Source organism: Bacillus sp. 1021 (assembly GCF_014534735.1).
Lineage (GTDB): Bacteria > Bacillota > Bacilli > Bacillales > Bacillaceae > Bacillus > Bacillus siamensis.
Genome location: NZ_JACVSR010000001.1, coordinates 469,779 through 486,575, shown reverse-complemented (window position 1 = coordinate 486,575; position 16,797 = coordinate 469,779). Strand labels below are relative to the sequence as shown.

15 protein-coding genes are annotated in these 16,797 nt (G+C 44.6%); 3 read left to right on the top strand and 12 right to left on the bottom strand.

Features of this window, described 5'->3' with window-relative positions; all coding sequences use genetic code 11:
- Nucleotides 1-97: 97 nt before the first annotated feature.
- Entirely contained in the window at nucleotides 98-2,230 is a 2,133-nt protein-coding gene (locus ICW23_RS02660) for a peptidoglycan D,D-transpeptidase FtsI family protein (protein ID WP_188154000.1), read from the bottom strand.
- Nucleotides 2,231-2,570: 340 nt separating this feature from the next.
- Here ICW23_RS02660 and ICW23_RS02655 point away from each other — a divergent pair, with 340 nt between their 5' ends.
- Both ICW23_RS02655 and ICW23_RS02650 read left to right on the top strand, forming a co-directional pair.
- The gene (locus ICW23_RS02655; protein WP_095240791.1) at nucleotides 2,571-3,347 is read left to right on the top strand and encodes a CAP domain-containing protein; all 777 of its coding nucleotides are present in this window, start codon (nucleotides 2,571-2,573) and stop codon (nucleotides 3,345-3,347) included.
- A 301-nt stretch (nucleotides 3,348-3,648) separates the two neighbouring features.
- On the top strand, nucleotides 3,649-4,041 hold the full coding sequence (locus ICW23_RS02650) for a hypothetical protein (protein WP_016936317.1): 393 nt from the start codon (nucleotides 3,649-3,651) through the stop codon (nucleotides 4,039-4,041).
- A 476-nt stretch (nucleotides 4,042-4,517) separates the two neighbouring features.
- Here the strand turns inward: ICW23_RS02650 and ICW23_RS19210 are convergent, their stop codons facing one another.
- The 10 genes from ICW23_RS19210 to ICW23_RS02600 form a co-directional block, all read right to left on the bottom strand.
- The gene (locus tag ICW23_RS19210; RefSeq protein ID WP_349816684.1) at nucleotides 4,518-4,589 is read right to left on the bottom strand and encodes an ATP-dependent Clp protease proteolytic subunit; all 72 of its coding nucleotides are present in this window, start codon (nucleotides 4,587-4,589) and stop codon (nucleotides 4,518-4,520) included.
- 6 nt (nucleotides 4,590-4,595) lie between these two features.
- Nucleotides 4,596-5,462, bottom strand: a complete 867-nt coding sequence (locus ICW23_RS02640) for an NAD(P)-dependent oxidoreductase (protein ID WP_045926895.1) — start codon at nucleotides 5,460-5,462, stop codon at nucleotides 4,596-4,598.
- A 79-nt stretch (nucleotides 5,463-5,541) separates the two neighbouring features.
- Complete coding sequence (locus tag ICW23_RS02635; RefSeq protein ID WP_016936319.1) at nucleotides 5,542-7,509, bottom strand: methyl-accepting chemotaxis protein; 1,968 nt, start codon at nucleotides 7,507-7,509, stop codon at nucleotides 5,542-5,544.
- 127 nt (nucleotides 7,510-7,636) lie between these two features.
- Nucleotides 7,637-8,665, bottom strand: coding sequence for a spore photoproduct lyase (gene splB, locus ICW23_RS02630; RefSeq protein WP_095240795.1), 1,029 nt, complete (start codon nucleotides 8,663-8,665; stop codon nucleotides 7,637-7,639).
- An 84-nt stretch (nucleotides 8,666-8,749) separates the two neighbouring features.
- Nucleotides 8,750-8,989, bottom strand: coding sequence for a splAB operon transcriptional regulator SplA (gene splA / locus ICW23_RS02625; RefSeq protein ID WP_047475280.1), 240 nt, complete (start codon nucleotides 8,987-8,989; stop codon nucleotides 8,750-8,752).
- Nucleotides 8,990-9,076: 87 nt separating this feature from the next.
- A complete protein-coding gene (gene ptsP / locus ICW23_RS02620; protein ID WP_095240796.1) occupies nucleotides 9,077-10,792 on the bottom strand; it encodes a phosphoenolpyruvate--protein phosphotransferase in 1,716 nt (571 codons plus the stop codon).
- Nucleotides 10,792-11,058, bottom strand: coding sequence for a phosphocarrier protein HPr (locus ICW23_RS02615; protein ID WP_010334034.1), 267 nt, complete (start codon nucleotides 11,056-11,058; stop codon nucleotides 10,792-10,794). The genes ptsP and ICW23_RS02615 overlap by 1 nt, the downstream gene beginning before the upstream one ends.
- 96 nt (nucleotides 11,059-11,154) lie before the next feature.
- Nucleotides 11,155-13,251, bottom strand: coding sequence for a glucose-specific PTS transporter subunit IIBC (gene ptsG, locus ICW23_RS02610; RefSeq protein ID WP_016936322.1), 2,097 nt, complete (start codon nucleotides 13,249-13,251; stop codon nucleotides 11,155-11,157).
- A 230-nt stretch (nucleotides 13,252-13,481) separates the two neighbouring features.
- Nucleotides 13,482-14,348: a glucose PTS transporter transcription antiterminator GlcT gene (gene glcT / locus ICW23_RS02605; protein ID WP_016936323.1), complete on the bottom strand. Its 867-nt coding sequence runs from the start codon at nucleotides 14,346-14,348 to the stop codon at nucleotides 13,482-13,484.
- Between the two features lie 50 nt (nucleotides 14,349-14,398).
- Entirely contained in the window at nucleotides 14,399-15,364 is a 966-nt protein-coding gene (locus ICW23_RS02600) for a LacI family DNA-binding transcriptional regulator (protein ID WP_188153999.1), read from the bottom strand.
- Nucleotides 15,365-15,462: 98 nt separating this feature from the next.
- Between ICW23_RS02600 and ICW23_RS19080 the strand changes: the two genes are divergently transcribed.
- Nucleotides 15,463-15,588 (top strand): hypothetical protein, encoded by a 126-nt coding sequence (locus ICW23_RS19080; protein ID WP_016936325.1) that lies wholly within the window; start codon nucleotides 15,463-15,465, stop codon nucleotides 15,586-15,588.
- 58 nt (nucleotides 15,589-15,646) lie between these two features.
- Here the strand turns inward: ICW23_RS19080 and ICW23_RS02595 are convergent, their stop codons facing one another.
- On the bottom strand, nucleotides 15,647-16,741 hold the full coding sequence (locus ICW23_RS02595) for a M24 family metallopeptidase (protein WP_095240798.1): 1,095 nt from the start codon (nucleotides 16,739-16,741) through the stop codon (nucleotides 15,647-15,649).
- Nucleotides 16,742-16,797: the final 56 nt, after the last annotated feature.

The window sequence follows — 16,797 nt, the reverse complement described above, 5'->3', positions numbered from 1 at the left end:
CTAAAAAATGAGCATTCTCCTTCTATTCTTATTGTGAACGTCAATTTTCCTGAATGAAAGAAAGGGCGCACGAGATGTTCGGCCGCCCTTTCATTTGTTATTTTTTATTGTATTTCTTTTCAAGCTCTTTGTAAGCGTCAACTGCTCCTTTGGCAATGTTTTTACTGACGGGATCGTGATCATCTCGAACAGACGGAACGACGACGCTGAATGCCACTCGTGGATGTTCTGACGGATAATAGCCGACAAAGGTCAAATTATACGGCTCTTTTCCCCACCAGTTTCTGTTCGTGCCGTAATAGTGCGTCTGCGCGGTTCCCGTTTTTCCGGAAACATCAGCGCCGGAACCTTGGAATGTTGAATAAGCCGTTCCTTGAGGTGAGCTTGTGACCAATTTCATTCCTTTATGAACTTGATCAAAATCGCTCGGGCTGTTATTTACTTTGTTCAAAACTTTAATATCGCGCTGTTCAATCGCTTTTCCAAGTTTGTTTTTGCTGTCCGGTTCATGAATGCTTGTAACAATCCGCGGCTGGACGCGATATCCGCCGTTTGCGATAGTCGAAATATATTGAGCCATTTGAAGCGGCGTATATGTATCAAACTGTCCGATCGCAAAATCCAGCAGCAATCCCCCGACCAATTGCGGATTTGACTGCATTCCTGCTGATTCCTGAGGAAGGTCAATCCCGGTTTTGACACCCAGGCCGAATTGGGCGTAATAGTTGCGCATTTTTTTAATATCGTCTAATCCGGCCGGCAGTGTGCCGTACGGCTTGTAGGTAATGCCGGCGATATGCATGGCCACATGAAACATATATACGTTTGAACTTCTTTGCAGCGCGGTCAGCTCAGTAATGGCTCCCATTTGTGTCCACGATTGTTTTTTCGTTCCGCCTTTAAACGTAAGGGGCGCATCGACAAACGTTTTATAATGCGGGAGGCCGCTTTGGTAACCCGCAAGAACAGTCGCTCCTTTAACAGAAGATCCCATCTCATATTGGGTCGTAAATGCCCCGATCGCAAAATCCTGTGTTTTATTTGTTTCGGGATCAATGCGTTTCCCCGCCATTGAGAGAATATCCCCGTTGTTCGGGTCCATCATGACGGCAAATCCTCTGTCAACCATATAGTTGCCGGCGGCGCGGCTTCTTCTCAGCTCTTTTTCAATGACTTTTTCGACTTTCGACTGTAATTCCATATCGAGCGAGAGCTGCAGATCGTAGCCTCTGCTGCCTTCATCGACGGGCTTTTGGCTGACGACTTCACCTTTGCTGTTTTCCACATACTCTACTTTTTCTTTATGTGCGTTTAAATAGTCTTCATACTGATATTCGATGTAGCTTTTTCCCACCCGGTCATTCAGTGAGTAACCTCTTGTGACGTAATAATCTTTCCGTTCGCCCAACAATCCCTGTTCCGGTGTCGTCACACCGCCGAACAGAGAGTACAGCGTTTTGTCGTACGGATATTTCCGCGTCCAGTCATTGATTACGTCAATGCCGGGGAGCTCTTTCAAGTGCTCGGATACGACGGAAACTTCTTCATATGTCAGGTCGCTTTTCGGTTTCTGTTTGTTGTTTTCATGTTCGTCAAGCAGTGAACCGCTGTTTCCGTTTCCGTTCAGCTTATTCGGGTCCATTGATTTGACGACTTGCGGCTGATAGGCGTTGCCGCTTGAAAAACGCGTATAAATCGCCGCAATTTGCAGCTCTTTTTTATCTTTTTTGATCGCATCAATCTCCTGCTTCGGGACGCGTTCAATCTGGCGTTTGTACACTTCTTGGGATTTCAGGCTGTTTTCTGAATCCTTCATAAGCTTTTCCGCCTTCTTCGGATGTGCGGCAAGCCAGTAATCAATGATATTTCGATCCTTCATAAATTCAGTATCAATATGGATCAGTGCGGCGAGATTTTTTGCCGTTTTCAATTTGTCCTTTGCCGAGGTTTTTGAGGTAGAAACGTATACAATTTCAGGCACAGCCTGGTTATCAACCGCCACCCTGTTCCGCTTGTCATACATCTTTCCCCGCGGTGTCGGGTAATAGGCGGTTTTTGCATTTGCCTTCTCCGCATCCTGGCGGTGTTTATCCCCTTCGACAATCTGGACGATGCCGAGTTTAAAAATCAGTGCCGTAAAGAGAAGGAAAACAACTAAAAAATAGAGATTCATTCTCAGCGCTCTGTAACGTTTCGTTTTTTTCTTTGGTTCACGCGCGACTTCAGCCACTTTCTGTTACACCTCTCAAATCATTGAATATATTTACATAAACAGATTTTAATTGTAACATTTTTGTAAAAGTTGTTACAGCGAAAACGGGTAAAAAAAACTGTCAAGATCAAATTATCTTAAAAAATATCTAACACTTCAAATAACTTGAAGTAATGTAACGGATTTTAAAATATAAATACAGATCGTTTCTCCTGATATAAAGCCATTTTTCTATGCTCAATTACAATTATGACAAGAGATTGTTGTCAAAGGAAATGAATGCCTGCATTATGACAAAAAAGCTGTGATAAGATTTTTCATGTAGAAAAAAACAACTTCTCTGGGAGGCTATAAACTTATGAAAAAAGCATTTCTCTTATCTGCCGCCGCGGCAGTCAGTTTGATTACATTCGGAGGCATTCAGCAGGCATCTGCCAAAGAGCTGTCATGCCAGCACGTCGTTACTGTGAAAAAAGGAAACACCGTACAGCATCTGACTCTTCAAGAGGCTGTTGAAAAACTACATATGAAAAAGAGCGCGAAACAGCTGAGCTTTAAAAATGAGAAAGAACTGAAACAGCAGCTGCAAAAACAAGCAAAGCATTCCGATATGACAGTTAAAGACGTTCAAAAAGAAACACCTGCAAAAACGGCTCCGGCAGCTGCTGAAAAACCGAAAGCCGATCAAAACCAGACGGCTGACAATGCAAAACAGACAGATAACACAAACAACAGCAGCGAGAAAACTCCTTCATCTGTCAGTGCGTATGAAAAGAAAGTCGTTGAATTGACAAACGCAGAGAGACAAAAGCAAGGCTTAAAACCTCTGCAGATTGATGATAAACTAAGCAAATCAGCTCACGCAAAATCACAAGATATGAAAGACAAAAACTATTTCGATCACCAAAGCCCTACTTACGGTTCACCTTTCGATATGATGAAGTCTTTCGGAATCACTTATAAAACAGCCGGTGAAAATATCGCCAAAGGACAGCCGACTCCTGAAGCTGTCGTTAAAGCTTGGATGAACAGTGAAGGCCACAGAAAGAACATCCTGAACCCCGAGTTCACTCAAATCGGTGTCGGTTATGTAGAATCAGGAAACATCTGGACACAGCAATTCATCGGAAAATAAACAAAAAAGATTGCCCCGCGGGGCAATCTTTTGTCTGTCGAAAAAGTGGCTGAGACGGCGAAAAAAGGGCCTAACACTTTATAAATTTATAAACATTTGAAGCTCCCGGCACGAGGTGCCGGGAGCTTTTTTGTAAAATCATAAACGTGAGGATTAAAATGGTTTTGCTACCCTTTACTTCTTTAGTAATACTTTTTTATAATAAAAAGTAGAATTTACCTATTTTCCGTTGAATATTTTTTCAAAATTTAGTAATATATTGAATGGATTTCTAAATAAAAATGGAGAAAGGAAGTTTCAGTTGAAAAAAATTGTAATGACACTATTCACAGTTGCTCTTTTGACATTCGGGATTTTCTCAAACAGTTCAGAAGCGTTAGCCATGACTTCAAAAGGAGCAATTAAATTCCAAACAGATGCTAATACTTACTCAAAACACGCTACTTCTATAGTCGTAACAGGTACTGTGCCTTCAAAATATGAGGTAAACTGGGGTGTTACAGTTTTTCTTGAAAATAAAAAAGGAGATATAGTCAAATATATAGATGTTAATAGACATAATGTTCGCAATTTTAAAGTAAGCTTTTTGACGAAAAATATTCCAGCAGGCAAGTATGATGTGCAAGTAGCATTGACCTGGGGAACTCAAACCCATATAGGAGAACTGAAACACTATATTACTGTACAACATTAAAATTCATATTGCTAACAAATGGATTTAACGTTGATTTCATCTGGAATTCTCAAAAAACAACATGTAATGATGAAATCTCTGAATCGAGGATGTTTTCGTAAATCTCTTGAATTTTTACGATACATCCTCTTTTATTTTTCAGTTTTGCTAGAAGGCTAATCTATAGAATTTCAATTTTGGATGCCAAATTATTAGGTTTTAATTGCGGGAATCAACTCGATTTATTACTATGTACATTTGGGTTACTCGAATTCATAGTTGAATCAAACATGATACATCCTACTGTTGGAAAGTTGTATTAATCCTTATAATTATTCGGAAATCCCCCTTTTGATTTATAATAGACAGTCTGCATCAAACAAACGAGGGGGATTCCAAACAGTAGAATATTATAAACGGATACACATTAATACATTATCCTGCCAAGTTCCTGTCTTCATTAAGGCCCTAAGAATACAAGATTTGCAGATCATTGTTTATAAAACACTACCAACAATACCGTAAGTATTCGCTTCCTCAGCATCCATAAAATAGTCGCGTTCGGGCAATCTTTTTTATTTCACCCAAAGCTTATAAATGCTTTGAGTCCCGCTGTTTTCTTCTCCTTGCGCGGAAAGCTTGTCGTATAATGATTTGGCCAGCGCCAATCCAGGCATTTCTTCTCCCATGAGCTCCGCTTCTTCAAGAGCAATTCCCATGTCTTTAATAAAGTGTTTCACGTAAAATCCGGGTGCAAAATCGCCTTTCAGCATACGGGGAGCGAGGTTGGACAATGACCAGCTTCCGGCAGCTCCGGTTGTAATGCTTTTCAGCACTTGTTCTGGGTTCAGACCGGATTTTTCAGCGTAAGCCATCGCTTCAGCCACTCCGACCATTCCCGCTGCAATCGCGATCTGGTTGCACATTTTCGTATGCTGGCCGCTCCCTGCCGGCCCTTGATACTGAATATTTTCCCCCATTACGGAGAAAAGCGGCAGACATGCTTCAAACGCTTCTTTTTCTCCTCCGGCCATAATGGCAAGTGTTCCGTTTTGGGCGCCGATGTCACCGCCGGAAACGGGTGCGTCCAGGGCGTGAATCGATTTTTCTTTGGCTTTCTCCGCAATCTTCTTCGCCAGAGACGGTTTTGATGTCGTCATGTCAATGACAAACGCCCCTTCTTTTGCATGACGGAGAATGCCGTTTTCACCGAGATAGATTTCTTCGACATCACTCGGATAGCCGACCATGGTAATAATGATGTCAGCTTTCTCCGAAAGGTCTTTGACCGTCTCCTGCCAGACCGCTCCCTTATTCAGAATCTCTTCCGCTTTTTGTTTCGTCCGCGTGTAGACTAAAACAGGATAGCCCGCTTCTAAAATGTGCGATGCCATACTGTTTCCCATGACACCTAAACCGATAAATCCGACCGTTTTGTTCACTGCGTTTTCCTCCCCTGCTGCGATTCATATATACGATTTCATGTCTATATTACCATATGACAGGCTGATAGAGTCTGCGTTACAAGGTGAATTTAGAAATGGCGCTGATCAGATCTTCGCTCGCGCTCTTTAACATGTCGGTCGATTGCTTCACTTTTTCAAGCGTAACGAGCTGTTCATCAGTTGAGGCATTCACTTCTTCCGCGGCTGCCGCTGATTCTTGAGAAATGGCGGAGATGCTTTGAATCGCTTCTTGGATCGCGGCTTGTTCTTCACTCATTTTTTGAATGTCATTGTAAATATGATCTATTCCTTGAACGAGAGACTGCATTTCTGTCGTAATCAGATTAAGCACTTCGCCCGTTTCATGAATGGCGCTGTTTTGTTCATCATTCATTCTGCTTGCCTCGATCATTGCGTGCGACGCTTCTTTCGTCTCTGATTGGATCAGCCGGACCGTCTCACTGATATGGCCGGAGGAAAGAGCTGATTGTTCAGCAAGCTTGCGGACTTCTTCAGCGACGACGGCAAAACCCCGTCCGCTTTCTCCCGCTCTTGCGGCTTCAATACTCGCATTCAGCGCCAAGAGATTTGTCTGGTCCGAAATGGCGGATATTGCCGTTACGACTTCCTCTATGTTTTTCGTTTGGTTTTCCAGGTCAGTCAGCATGGCCTCTACTTTTTTCGTTTCTGAATTGGCTTCATTTGACTTCATCAGCAGCTGGCCGAGCGCATCCAGGCCTTTGTAGCTGGCGTCCTCTGAAGATTTTGAGAGTTGTTTTATGCTGCCCGCGCGATCGGCAATTCCTCTTATTTTGACTGAGAGATTTTCAGATTTTTCATTGATCGTCTCAACCTCTGACGCTTGCTCAGTCGCTCCGGCGGCGACTTCCTCTATCGCTTTTGCGATTTGTCCGCTCGTTTCATTTGTCTCTTGTGAAATGACTGTTAATTGGTCAGATGTATCGGACACTTTTTCTGAAGAAGTCTTGACCTGTTCGACCATTTCTTTCATATTTTCAACCATTTGGTTAAAGTCTTTTGTTAATTCGCCTACTTCATCTTTTGATTTAGTCTGGGCGCGGACGGTTAAATCTCCCGCGGAGACCGAATTTGTTTTGGCGATCAGCTGCTGAATCGGCCCGGTTATCGTTTTCGCAAGGAAATAACTGAGCCCGATCGTAATCACAAGAGCGATCAGTGACATAAAAATACTCACTGTATTCATTTTGTCGGCTACTCCCATCAGCTGATCTTTTTCAAACTGCGTTCCGACCTTCCATCCTGTTTCTTTTATCGTTTGATAGACGACCATATTCCCTTGCAGCTCTTTGATGCCTTCTTTGTCTGAGCTGATGTCTTTTAACGCCTGATCTTCCGAAATATTTTTCCCCTGTTTTGACGGATGCGCCAGAAGAGAACCGTTTTCATCCGCTAAAAACGCAAATCCTTTATACGGAACCTTTTGCTGATTGACCATGCTCTGAATGGATGACAGCTTCAAATCTAAGCTCGCCACTCCGATGACGGTTCCGCTGTTTTGAATGGCTTTTGAAGCCGTCACGATCATATCTCCCGTCACAGCATCTTTATAAGGCTCAGTCCAGACAACCGTATCGGGTTTTTCGGCCGCCATTTTATACCACGTTCTATTTGTCGGATCATAGTCTTTGGCAAAGTCAGCCTTCGGATATGTAAACATTTGTTTGTCTGCGGTTCCGACGTATGCAAGCGCGACATATTTGTCATTCTGTCCTATCTGCTTTAACTCATCGTTAAAGAGCCGCGCGGTTTCTTTATTCCCATCTGTCAAAAATGTGCGGGACAATTCACCGCCTGCTAATCTCAATAATACAGTCTCATCATTTTTCAGCTGAAGCTCAATGTTCTGACCGAGTGAATTGGTGACATTTTCTGTCGTGCGTTTTGCTTCATCTGTCATCATCGGCTTTAATGTCAAATATGAAGATACCGTTAAAAAAACAACCGTTACGATAAGCATTGCCGATACAAACACAGCAATTTTGATATGCATTTTTTTAAACATAACCATCCCCTCCTGAGAGTTATATCGGTCTTTCGGCCAAGAAAATGAATAAACCTTGAAATAAATATCAAAAATTTCCGTCATTTGACGCAGCAAAAAAAAGAGCCGTCATGCCGACAGCTCCGCCTTACGTAAAATATTCGATTTTCGCTTTCGGAAAATAAGTTTCGATATAAGACTCAAGCGTTTCCCTTAAGGTAAGTTCTTCGTCCTTTTGGTATATATATTTGCCGATTCCGTAACGCCCCCATTTGTACCTTCGCTTTTCTTCATCCAGCTCAAGCTTTGTTTTTGGATAGTTCTTCTCGATCACCCGTTTGGCCGGTTTTGTAAAACGGTGCTGGATCAGTTCAAAGGTAATGTCATGCCGGACATCTTCATCAAGTGCCGCATCCAGCTTCTCAAACAGTTCCTTATAGCCTTCCTCCCAGCCATCATGAATATAAATGGGTGCCACGATGAAGCCGAGCGGATAGCCCGCTTTAGCGACTTTGACGGCGGCTTCAATCCGTTTGTCGAGCGGAGAAGTTCCCGGTTCAAAGTTTTTAATGACATAATCCGCATTGATGCTGAATCTGAATCTTGTCTTTCCGTTATGCTTCGCATCAAGCAAGTGATCGACATGATGAAATTTGGTCACAAATCTGAGCTTTCCCAATTCGCTTTGTCCGAAATGCTCAATGGCTCTTTTTAATGTATGTGTCAAATGATCAATTCCGACGATATCAGACGTACAAGAGGCTTCAAATCTTGTAAAGTCCGGCGCCCGTTCTTTCATATACTCATCGGCCTGATCCAGAATCTCTTCCACATTGACATATGTCCGGATGTAAGGCTTTGACCCCATCGTCGTCTGCAGATAGCAATAGTGGCAATGCCCCATACAGCCCGTCGCAAACGGAATGGCATATTCGGCGGATGGCTTTGAAGAATCGAATTTCAATGTTTTCCGGACGCCGATCACCAAGGTTGATTTCGCGTTCCGGTATTGCTGCAAATGATTTTTCCCCGGAATATTCCGGACTTGATTATGCGATGTCGTTTCTCTGATCTCAAGCCCCATGTTTTCAAACTTATGTTTCAGCTCTTGTCCTAACGGGTATTCGAGCGCTCTCGGTTCAATATAAACAAGCTGGGGAACAAACGGCTTCAGCATGGACACACACTCCCTTTACATAGTCTCATGTTGTTACTTTCCGTCCAAAAGAGAGTGAATATGCGTTGTAAACATTTCCTTTGATCAGCGGTGCCGGTCTTCTTCAAAAAGCTCGCTGTAAAGCGCTTCCGCTTCTTCATATGTCGAAAAGACCGCATCATCTTCGGCCAGCGGATGATAGGTTTCGTGTAAAAAAAGAGACAGTTCCCCCTCATGGTATGGGTGATGAACGATCTCCGCCTCTTTAATATGGGCAACATTGGCCGCATGCGGATTACGGTAAATGACGTAGACCGTATCCCCCGCTCCAAATGATTTTGTCATGATAATCCCTCCTGTTGAAAGTTATTGTTCCCCCCTTTTTTCCGAATATGAAAAAAACCAGACGGCTTACACCGTCTGGCTGTTGTATTACTTATTGAAAGTTTCTTTAACGAATGCGACAACCTCTTCAGTCGTGCTCATTGACAAGATTGTTTCTTTGAATGATTCAGCTTCTTTTTTAGAAAGCTTGCTGATCTGCGTTCTTGCCGGAAGGATGGATGTAGCGCTCATTGAGAACTCATCTAAGCCTAAGCCGAGAAGAATCGGAATCGCAATTTCGTCTCCTGCCATTTCTCCGCACATGCCGACCCATTTGCCCTCTTTGTGAGCGGCTTCAATGACAAGCGTGATAAGACGGAGAATCGCCGGATTGTATGGCTGATACAGATAAGCCACGCGCTCATTCATGCGGTCAGCAGCCATTGTGTATTGGATCAAGTCATTTGTTCCGATACTGAAGAAGTCAACTTCTGTGGCAAACTGATCTGCGATAACGGCTGTAGACGGAATCTCTACCATCATACCGACTTCAATATCGTCAGAAACCGTTACGCCGGCTTTGACGAGTTTTTCTTTTTCTTCAAGAAGAATCGCTTTCGCCTGTTTAAACTCGTTTACTGTCGCAATCATCGGGAACATGATTTTTAAGTTTCCGTATGTACTTGCACGAAGCAGCGCACGAAGCTGAGTTCTGAAGATTTCTTGTTCTTCAAGGCAAAGGCGGATGGCTCTGTAGCCCAAAAACGGGTTCATTTCTTTAGGAAGCTGCAGGTAAGGAAGCTCTTTGTCGCCGCCGATATCCAATGTCCGCACGACTACTGATTTTCCTTCCATACGCTCAAGAACCGTCTTATAAGCGTCGAATTGCTCGTCTTCTGTCGGAAGCTGGTCGCGTCCCATGTAAAGGAATTCCGTACGGTAAAGCCCTACAGCTTCTCCTCCGTTTTCAAGAACGCCTTTTACATCATCAGGGGTGCCGATGTTTGCGGCAAGCTCTACATGATGGCCGTCTTTTGAAACAGTCGGTTCATTGACGAGCTTAGCCCATTCAGCTTTTTGCGCCAGGTAGGCACTGTGCTTTTCTTCATATTTCTTTAACGTTTCACTGGAAGGATCGATGATCACATCACCATCGATGCCGTCTACGATCACCATAACACCGTTTTCAATTGTGCCTGTAGCCGCTTTTGTTCCGACAACAGCCGGGATTTCAAGCGAACGGGCCATGATTGCGGAGTGTGAAGTGCGTCCGCCGATATCAGTTGTAAAACCTTTTACAAACTGACGGTTTAATTGCGCCGTATCAGACGGTGTCAAATCTTCAGCCACGATGACAACCTCTTCTGAGATCATGCTCGGGTTCGGAATTTCCACGCCCAGCAGGTGGCCTGTCACACGTTTTGTTACGTCACGGATATCCGCCGCACGCTCTTTCATGTATTCGTTATCCATTGATTCAAACATGGTCACGAACATGGAAGCCGTTTCTTTCAAAGCGAATTCCGCATTAACTGAATCTGTGCTGATTTTTTCCTTTACCGGGTTTAACAGCTCAGGATCACTCAGAACCAAAAGGTGCGCGGAGAAAATATCAGCTTTGTCTTGTCCCAGTTCTTTTAAAGCATGCTCTTTAATTTTCTCAAGCTCTTCTTTAGAACGTACAATCGCTTCATCAAAACGGCTTACTTCAGCCGCAGCATCAGCAATGTTTTTCTTTTCAACCGTTAAGTCCGGCTCTTCAAGCCGGTATGCTTTTGCAATCGCAATTCCGGCTGAAGCGCCTATTCCTTTTAATTCTTGCATTACTCGCCGAGTCCTTCGCTTTTCATTGTTTCTTCTAAAGCGTTAAGAGCGTCGTTTTCGTCAGCGCCTGCAGCGGAAATTGTGATTTCAGCGCCTTTAGCGATACCTAGAGACATAACGCCCATGATAGACTTAAGGTTTACTGTTTTGCCGTTATATTCTAAGTTTACGTCAGCATCATATTTGCTTGCAGTCTGTACAAGAACTGTCGCAGGACGAGCGTGGATTCCGGAATCTGCTGTTACTTTAAATGTTTTTTGTGCCATGATTATCATTCTCCTTTAAATTAAAGCTATTTTACTACACAATATTATATCATACAGCCGTACTTGTCATCTGACAAGCACGGCGTATTTATATGCTTATTTTCCGATTTTCACAATATCTTTTTGTTCCCGTTTTACAGTACCTTCGGCCGAAAGGGAAATCGTTTCACCCTCAGCAAGATTTGTAAAGACAATCGGTGTCATTAATGAAGGAACATGAGGTTTAACCGCCTCAAGATCAACTTCAAGCAGCTTTTGCCCCGGTTCAACCCGGTCACCCTCAGAAACAAAAGAAGTGAATCCTTCACCTTTCAGGCTGACTGTATCGATTCCGAAATGAATCAGAATCTCTCTTCCGCCGTCAGACTGGAGGCCGATCGCATGTTTTGTCGGGAAAACATTCAGCACTTTTCCGCGGACAGGCGATACGACGATTCCTTCTTCCGGAAGAATCGCAAAACCGTCACCCATCATTTTCCCTGAGAACACCTGGTCAGGCACATCCGTAATCGGATGGATTTCGCCGGTGATCGGAGAAACGAACACTTCTTCACCCTGCTCGTTTTGGAGCGGATCCGCGATAACCTCTTCAACCTGCTGGCTGACTTCTTCTTGTGCGGATACTTTCGGTTCAGGGCGCGGCGTGCGTCCAGCGATGATATCCTGCATCTGAGTTTTTAAACCGTCAGAGCGCGGGCCGAAAATGGCCTGAATGTTGTTTCCGACTTCAAGGACGCCTGATGCGCCAAGCTGTTTCAGGCGGGCCTTATCCACTTTCTTCTGGTCGTTGACCGTCACACGAAGTCTCGTGATACAAGCATCAAGGTGTTTAATGTTTTGCTGATCACCCATCGCCTGAAGGATTTCATAAGGAAGGTCGCCGGCTTCGCCTGATGCGCCTGCCCCTTCATCTGCAGCTTCTTCTTCACGGCCCGGCGTTTTCAAGTTGAACTTCCTGATCGCAAACCGGAAACCGAAGTAGTAAATGAGGGCTAATCCTAAGCCGACCGGAATGACTAGCCACCAAGCCGTCCGGTTAGGCAGAATTCCGAACAGGAAGTAGTCAATCAGACCCCCTGAGAAGGTCATACCGATTTTCACATGCAGCAGCTGCATGACCATAAAGGAAAGCCCCGCGAATACGCAGTGAATCGCAAACAGGATAGGAGCTACAAACAAGAATGAGAATTCAAGCGGCTCGGTGATTCCCGTTAAGAAGCTTGTCAGAGCGGCAGAACCCATGATTCCGGCTACAAGTTTTTTCTTTTCAGGCTTCGCTTCATGATAGATTGCAAGCGCTGCCGCCGGAAGGCCGAACATCATAAACGGATATTTCCCCGTCATAAATGTACCTGCCGTCAGCTGTACGCCGTCTTTAATCTGAGCCATGAAAATCCGCTGATCTCCGCGAATAATGTCTCCAGCGGCATCTTTATAGCTGAAAAATTCATACCAGAACGGCGAGTAGAAAATGTGATGAAGACCGAACGGAATCAATGACCGTTCAATCATTCCGAAAATAAAGGCCGCCAAGGTTGGATTCGCTTCCACAAGTCCCGTTGAGAAGGAATTCAGACCATGCTGGATCGGAGGCCAGATTACTAACATAATAAGACCGAGAATTAATGCGGAAATTGATGTAATAATCGGGACGAACCGCTTACCCGCAAAGAATCCGAGGTACTGCGGAAGTTCAATTTTATAAAACTTGTTGAACAATAACGCGGCCAGAACCCCGACGATAATACCGCCGAACACGCCCGTCGCCAAAGTGGGTATCCCCAGCATGTTAATATAGGCCGGGTGGTTTTCCGCAAAAAACTTAGCGCGTTCAATTTTGTCAGACGGAATACTGCCGTTTGCCATAAGCACGGCGCTCATGGATACGTTCATGACCAAGTATCCGATAATGGCCGCGATTCCGGCAACACCGTCTCCATTCGCAAGACCGATCGCAACCCCTACTGCAAAAAGAAGCGGCAGGTTGTCAAATACGATTTGGCCGGCGCTTTCCATAACGTTCGCCACAAGCTGAACGTTATCATTGCTTAAGAAATGCATGACTTGGATCATATCTTTGTTCTGCATGGCATTCCCTAACGCAAGCAAGATCCCCGCAGCCGGTAAAATCGCAACCGGAAGCATAAGAGCACGGCCGATTTTTTGGAGAACGCCGAATAATGCTTTAAACATAAAGAATGTACCTCCCCTGTTAGCTAGTGTGACCTTACAGCGAAAATTCATGACAACGAATTCACAGGCGCAAGTCTTCAGTTTAACCGTTTACATTTGCCCTTTTACACAACAAAAAGCATGAGTAAAAAAGGGTGTGCAAAATAACGGGGCCGTTCTTCCCGTTTTTTACCCTCAATCACTCATGCCTGATCGAATCAGTGACACGTTTTTAAAGGTCTCAACTGAAATTATGAAATTTTATTGGTTAATCGGTACAGATGAAGCGTGAGATAAACCGCTTCCGCCTCATGAACTGGTTTTTTCAGCATTTGCTGTAAGATTTTTATCAGTTTCCAAGCAGTATTGTAGCATAGCGGGTATTCATTTTTCAATAATAACATTAACTTTTCTGGTTCTTTTGTCTGCTCTTCCCGTTTAATCCTATCTATGGTAAATCTGATATGCCGGATCAGCCGCAAATAGTGGACGCTTTCTTTATTGACTTTCATTTGGAAAGATTCCTCTATCACCTGAACGAGCCGGGACATCAGCTGCGAATGCTGGTTGACCTCTGAAAGGGACCGATTCGTCAGGGCGGAGTGGATATGAAGAGCGATAAAGCCGATCTCCCCTTCCGGAAGGCAGATTCCAGTCTTTTCATTAATCATGCCGACGACTTCACGGGCAATCTGAAATTCTTCCGGATAAAGCGTTTCGGTTTCCATAAGAAAAGGGTTTTTAATGTCAAAGCCCTGCTGCAGCCGCTTTACCGCAAAGGCGATATGATCCGTCAGCGCAATATGGATATGTTCATTTAACGGTTGGCTTGTTCGGTTCCTGATATGATAAATGACGTCATTGGAGATGTCGACAAGTGTCTCGTCCACATAACCGAGGAGCTTTTTAAATTGTTTTTGTTCTTTTTCATCCTTTAAGATGAACATCTTGTCATACCCTTTATCCTCAATGACATCCGCTTGTTTTTTTCCAAAGCCGATTCCTTTTCCGATCAAGACGACCTCACTGTATCTATCATGTGTTGCGATCAGCACATTGTTATTTAATACCTTCTCAACTGTAAAGGACCCCTTCATGATCCTCAGCTCCTTTGTCATTCAATACCTCATATCGTACAAAACGAACAGAAAGCGCGTCAATTCTTTTTTTAGACGGTTGATCGTTCAATAAGACGGTAATCAAGAATCTTCCTTGCCGGAGGCCCGCCGCTGATCCGATTCTTAAGCATGTGAAAAGCCTGCTTTCCCATTTCTTTCGTTTGTATATCTATTGTGGAAATACCTAACATCTTGCTGATATCATGATTGTCAATGCTCAAAATCGCCAGCTCTTCCGGAATGCGCGTCCCGTTTGCCTTGGCTTCAAGGTAAAGACCGGCAGATACTTGATCATTCGCCGCAAACAGCGCAGTCGGTTTGTCATCCCAGCTCTTCCATCTGTGAAAAAGGGCTTTCCCGTCAAGCAGCGTCAGCGCCTTTTCCACAACCAGCTCTTCCCTGTAAGGCCGGCCGATCTTCTTCAGCGCCTCTTTGTATGCGGCAATGCGGACTTGACTGTTTTTTCCCTTTTTTCTGGCCAGGCTGATCGCTATTTTTCGGTGACCCTTTTCTATCAGATAATCCAGGCCGTGCCGAAATGCTTCCCCATGCGGATTACTGATTGAGGACAGCTCAGCGGCATCAGTGTGCTGGCAGAGAATAATGGGTTCTTTCACGGTAAGCAGCTGCTCATCGGAAATTGCTTTGGAGCAGATAATCAGGCCATCTACCTGGCGCTCCTGTAATTGTGATAAAGCAAAGCGTTCTCTTTGCTGCTGATAATCCGTCTGGTATAAAGAAAGATGCACGCCTGACGCTTCGGCAGCCTCGGCAATACCGGCGACAAGGTCTGCAAAATACGGAAGATTCACCGACGGCAGCACAACGCCGATCATATCGGAAAAGCCTTTGGACAAATGCACGGCATGGATGTTGCGCGTATAGCCGAGCGATTGTACCGCTTTTTTCACTCTTTCTCTTTTGTCTTCGCTTACATAAGGATGATCGTTTAATACTCTTGATACTGTTGTAACAGAAACCCCGGCAGCGCCGGCAATGTCTCTGATCGTAGCCATGGCGTCCCCCCTTTCTTTTTTTCCTTGATCTGGAATGCGTTTCATACAGTAAGCTAAAAACAAATACAGCCTATTCATTTGAAAGGAGATTAACAGTGATGGGGATTCTTTGCTTAATCGGTTTGTGTCTGGCTATACTCGGCGGCAGTTATCTTGCTATGCGGCCGCTGCGGGAAAAGCATGATATCAAACCATTTCAGCATTTTGATGACTTTTTCATTTAACAAGGTGATAAAAAAGGACGCTGCGTTCCAGAACCGTCCTTTTTTATCACAAAGCTTTCTATTTCAGGATCATTAATTCTTTCGGATATTGCGTTAATGCTTCGGCGCCGTCTTTTGTGACAAACACATCGTCTTCAATGCGCACGCCGCCTACATCCGGCACGTAAATCCCCGGTTCTATCGTGTACACCATACCTTCTTTGAGGAGCGTGTCGTTCGCGCTGCTCATTGATGGATATTCATGAACCGAAATCCCGAGTCCGTGGCCGAGGCGGTGGGGGAAATAGTCTCCGTATCCGGCTTTTTCAATAATGCCGCGGGCTTTTAAATCAAGATCGCCGATTCTCACACCGGGTTTGCTTAATTGAAGCGCCGCCTTTTCAGCTTTAAGCACCGTTTCGTAAATCTCTTCCTGTTTCGGGCTGATTGATTGGTATGCGAATGTTCTCGTAATGTCTGAGCAGTAGCCGTCAAGAATAACACCCAGGTCAAACAGAACGAAATCGCCTTTTTTCAGACGGTCTGTACCCGGATTGCCATGAGGCTGGCCTGATTTTTCTCCGAACAGCACCATCGTTGAAAACGACATGCCCTGCACGCCTTTTTTCTTCAGCTCAAACTCAATCTGCGCCAGCACTTCAGTTTCACTCACGCCCTCTTTAAGCGCTGCGACACCGACTTCAACTCCGAAATCCGCAAGCTTTGCCGCTTCCCTGAGAATGCTGATTTCTTTCTCATCTTTTACGAGACGGAATTGGTTGAGCGTTTCTTCTGCCGAAGCGAACGCGGCGCCCCCTGAAGCATGCTTGAGTTGTTCTGAACGTGAAAGCGAGATCGAATCCTTTTCAACCGCGATGGAATCAAGGCGCACATTTCGTTTTGTGAGCTCGGCTTTGATCAGCTCCCACGGGTCTTCGTGATCGCCGTAGCCGATAATTTCATGCTCCCACCCGGCACTGCGGGCTTGTCCGGCTTCCATTCCCGGACAGACGAAAAACGGCTCCTGTTCTTGAAACAGGAACAATCCCATTAACCGCTCATGCGGATCCGTATAAAAATCAGTCAAATAAAATACATTTTCCTTTGTATGTATAAACGCCGCATCGTGTCCTTCTTTTTTCAGCCAATCTGAAACACGTTGTAATCTGTTCATTTTTGTTTTTCCTCCTTACCAAAGTGGCTCTTTATTCATTCTATCAGTTTTCCGGC

Bases quoted from the DNA above. Each gene is read 5' to 3' on its own strand.
- ICW23_RS02655 (WP_095240791.1), top strand. From the start codon at position 2,571: ATGAAAAAAGCATTTCTCTTATCTGCCGCCGCGGCAGTCAGTTTGATT.
- ICW23_RS02635 (WP_016936319.1), bottom strand. From the start codon at position 7,509: ATGTTTAAAAAAATGCATATCAAAATTGCTGTGTTTGTATCGGCAATG.
- ICW23_RS02595 (WP_095240798.1), bottom strand. From the start codon at position 16,741: ATGAACAGATTACAACGTGTTTCAGATTGGCTGAAAAAAGAAGGACAC.
- ptsG (WP_016936322.1), bottom strand. From the start codon at position 13,251: ATGTTTAAAGCATTATTCGGCGTTCTCCAAAAAATCGGCCGTGCTCTT.
- ICW23_RS02615 (WP_010334034.1), bottom strand. From the start codon at position 11,058: ATGGCACAAAAAACATTTAAAGTAACAGCAGATTCCGGAATCCACGCT.
- ICW23_RS02600 (WP_188153999.1), bottom strand. From the start codon at position 15,364: ATGGCTACGATCAGAGACATTGCCGGCGCTGCCGGGGTTTCTGTTACA.
- glcT (WP_016936323.1), bottom strand. From the start codon at position 14,348: ATGACAAAGGAGCTGAGGATCATGAAGGGGTCCTTTACAGTTGAGAAG.
- ICW23_RS19080 (WP_016936325.1), top strand. From the start codon at position 15,463: ATGGGGATTCTTTGCTTAATCGGTTTGTGTCTGGCTATACTCGGCGGC.
- ptsP (WP_095240796.1), bottom strand. From the start codon at position 10,792: ATGCAAGAATTAAAAGGAATAGGCGCTTCAGCCGGAATTGCGATTGCA.
- splA (WP_047475280.1), bottom strand. From the start codon at position 8,989: ATGACAAAATCATTTGGAGCGGGGGATACGGTCTACGTCATTTACCGT.
- splB (WP_095240795.1), bottom strand. From the start codon at position 8,665: ATGCTGAAGCCGTTTGTTCCCCAGCTTGTTTATATTGAACCGAGAGCG.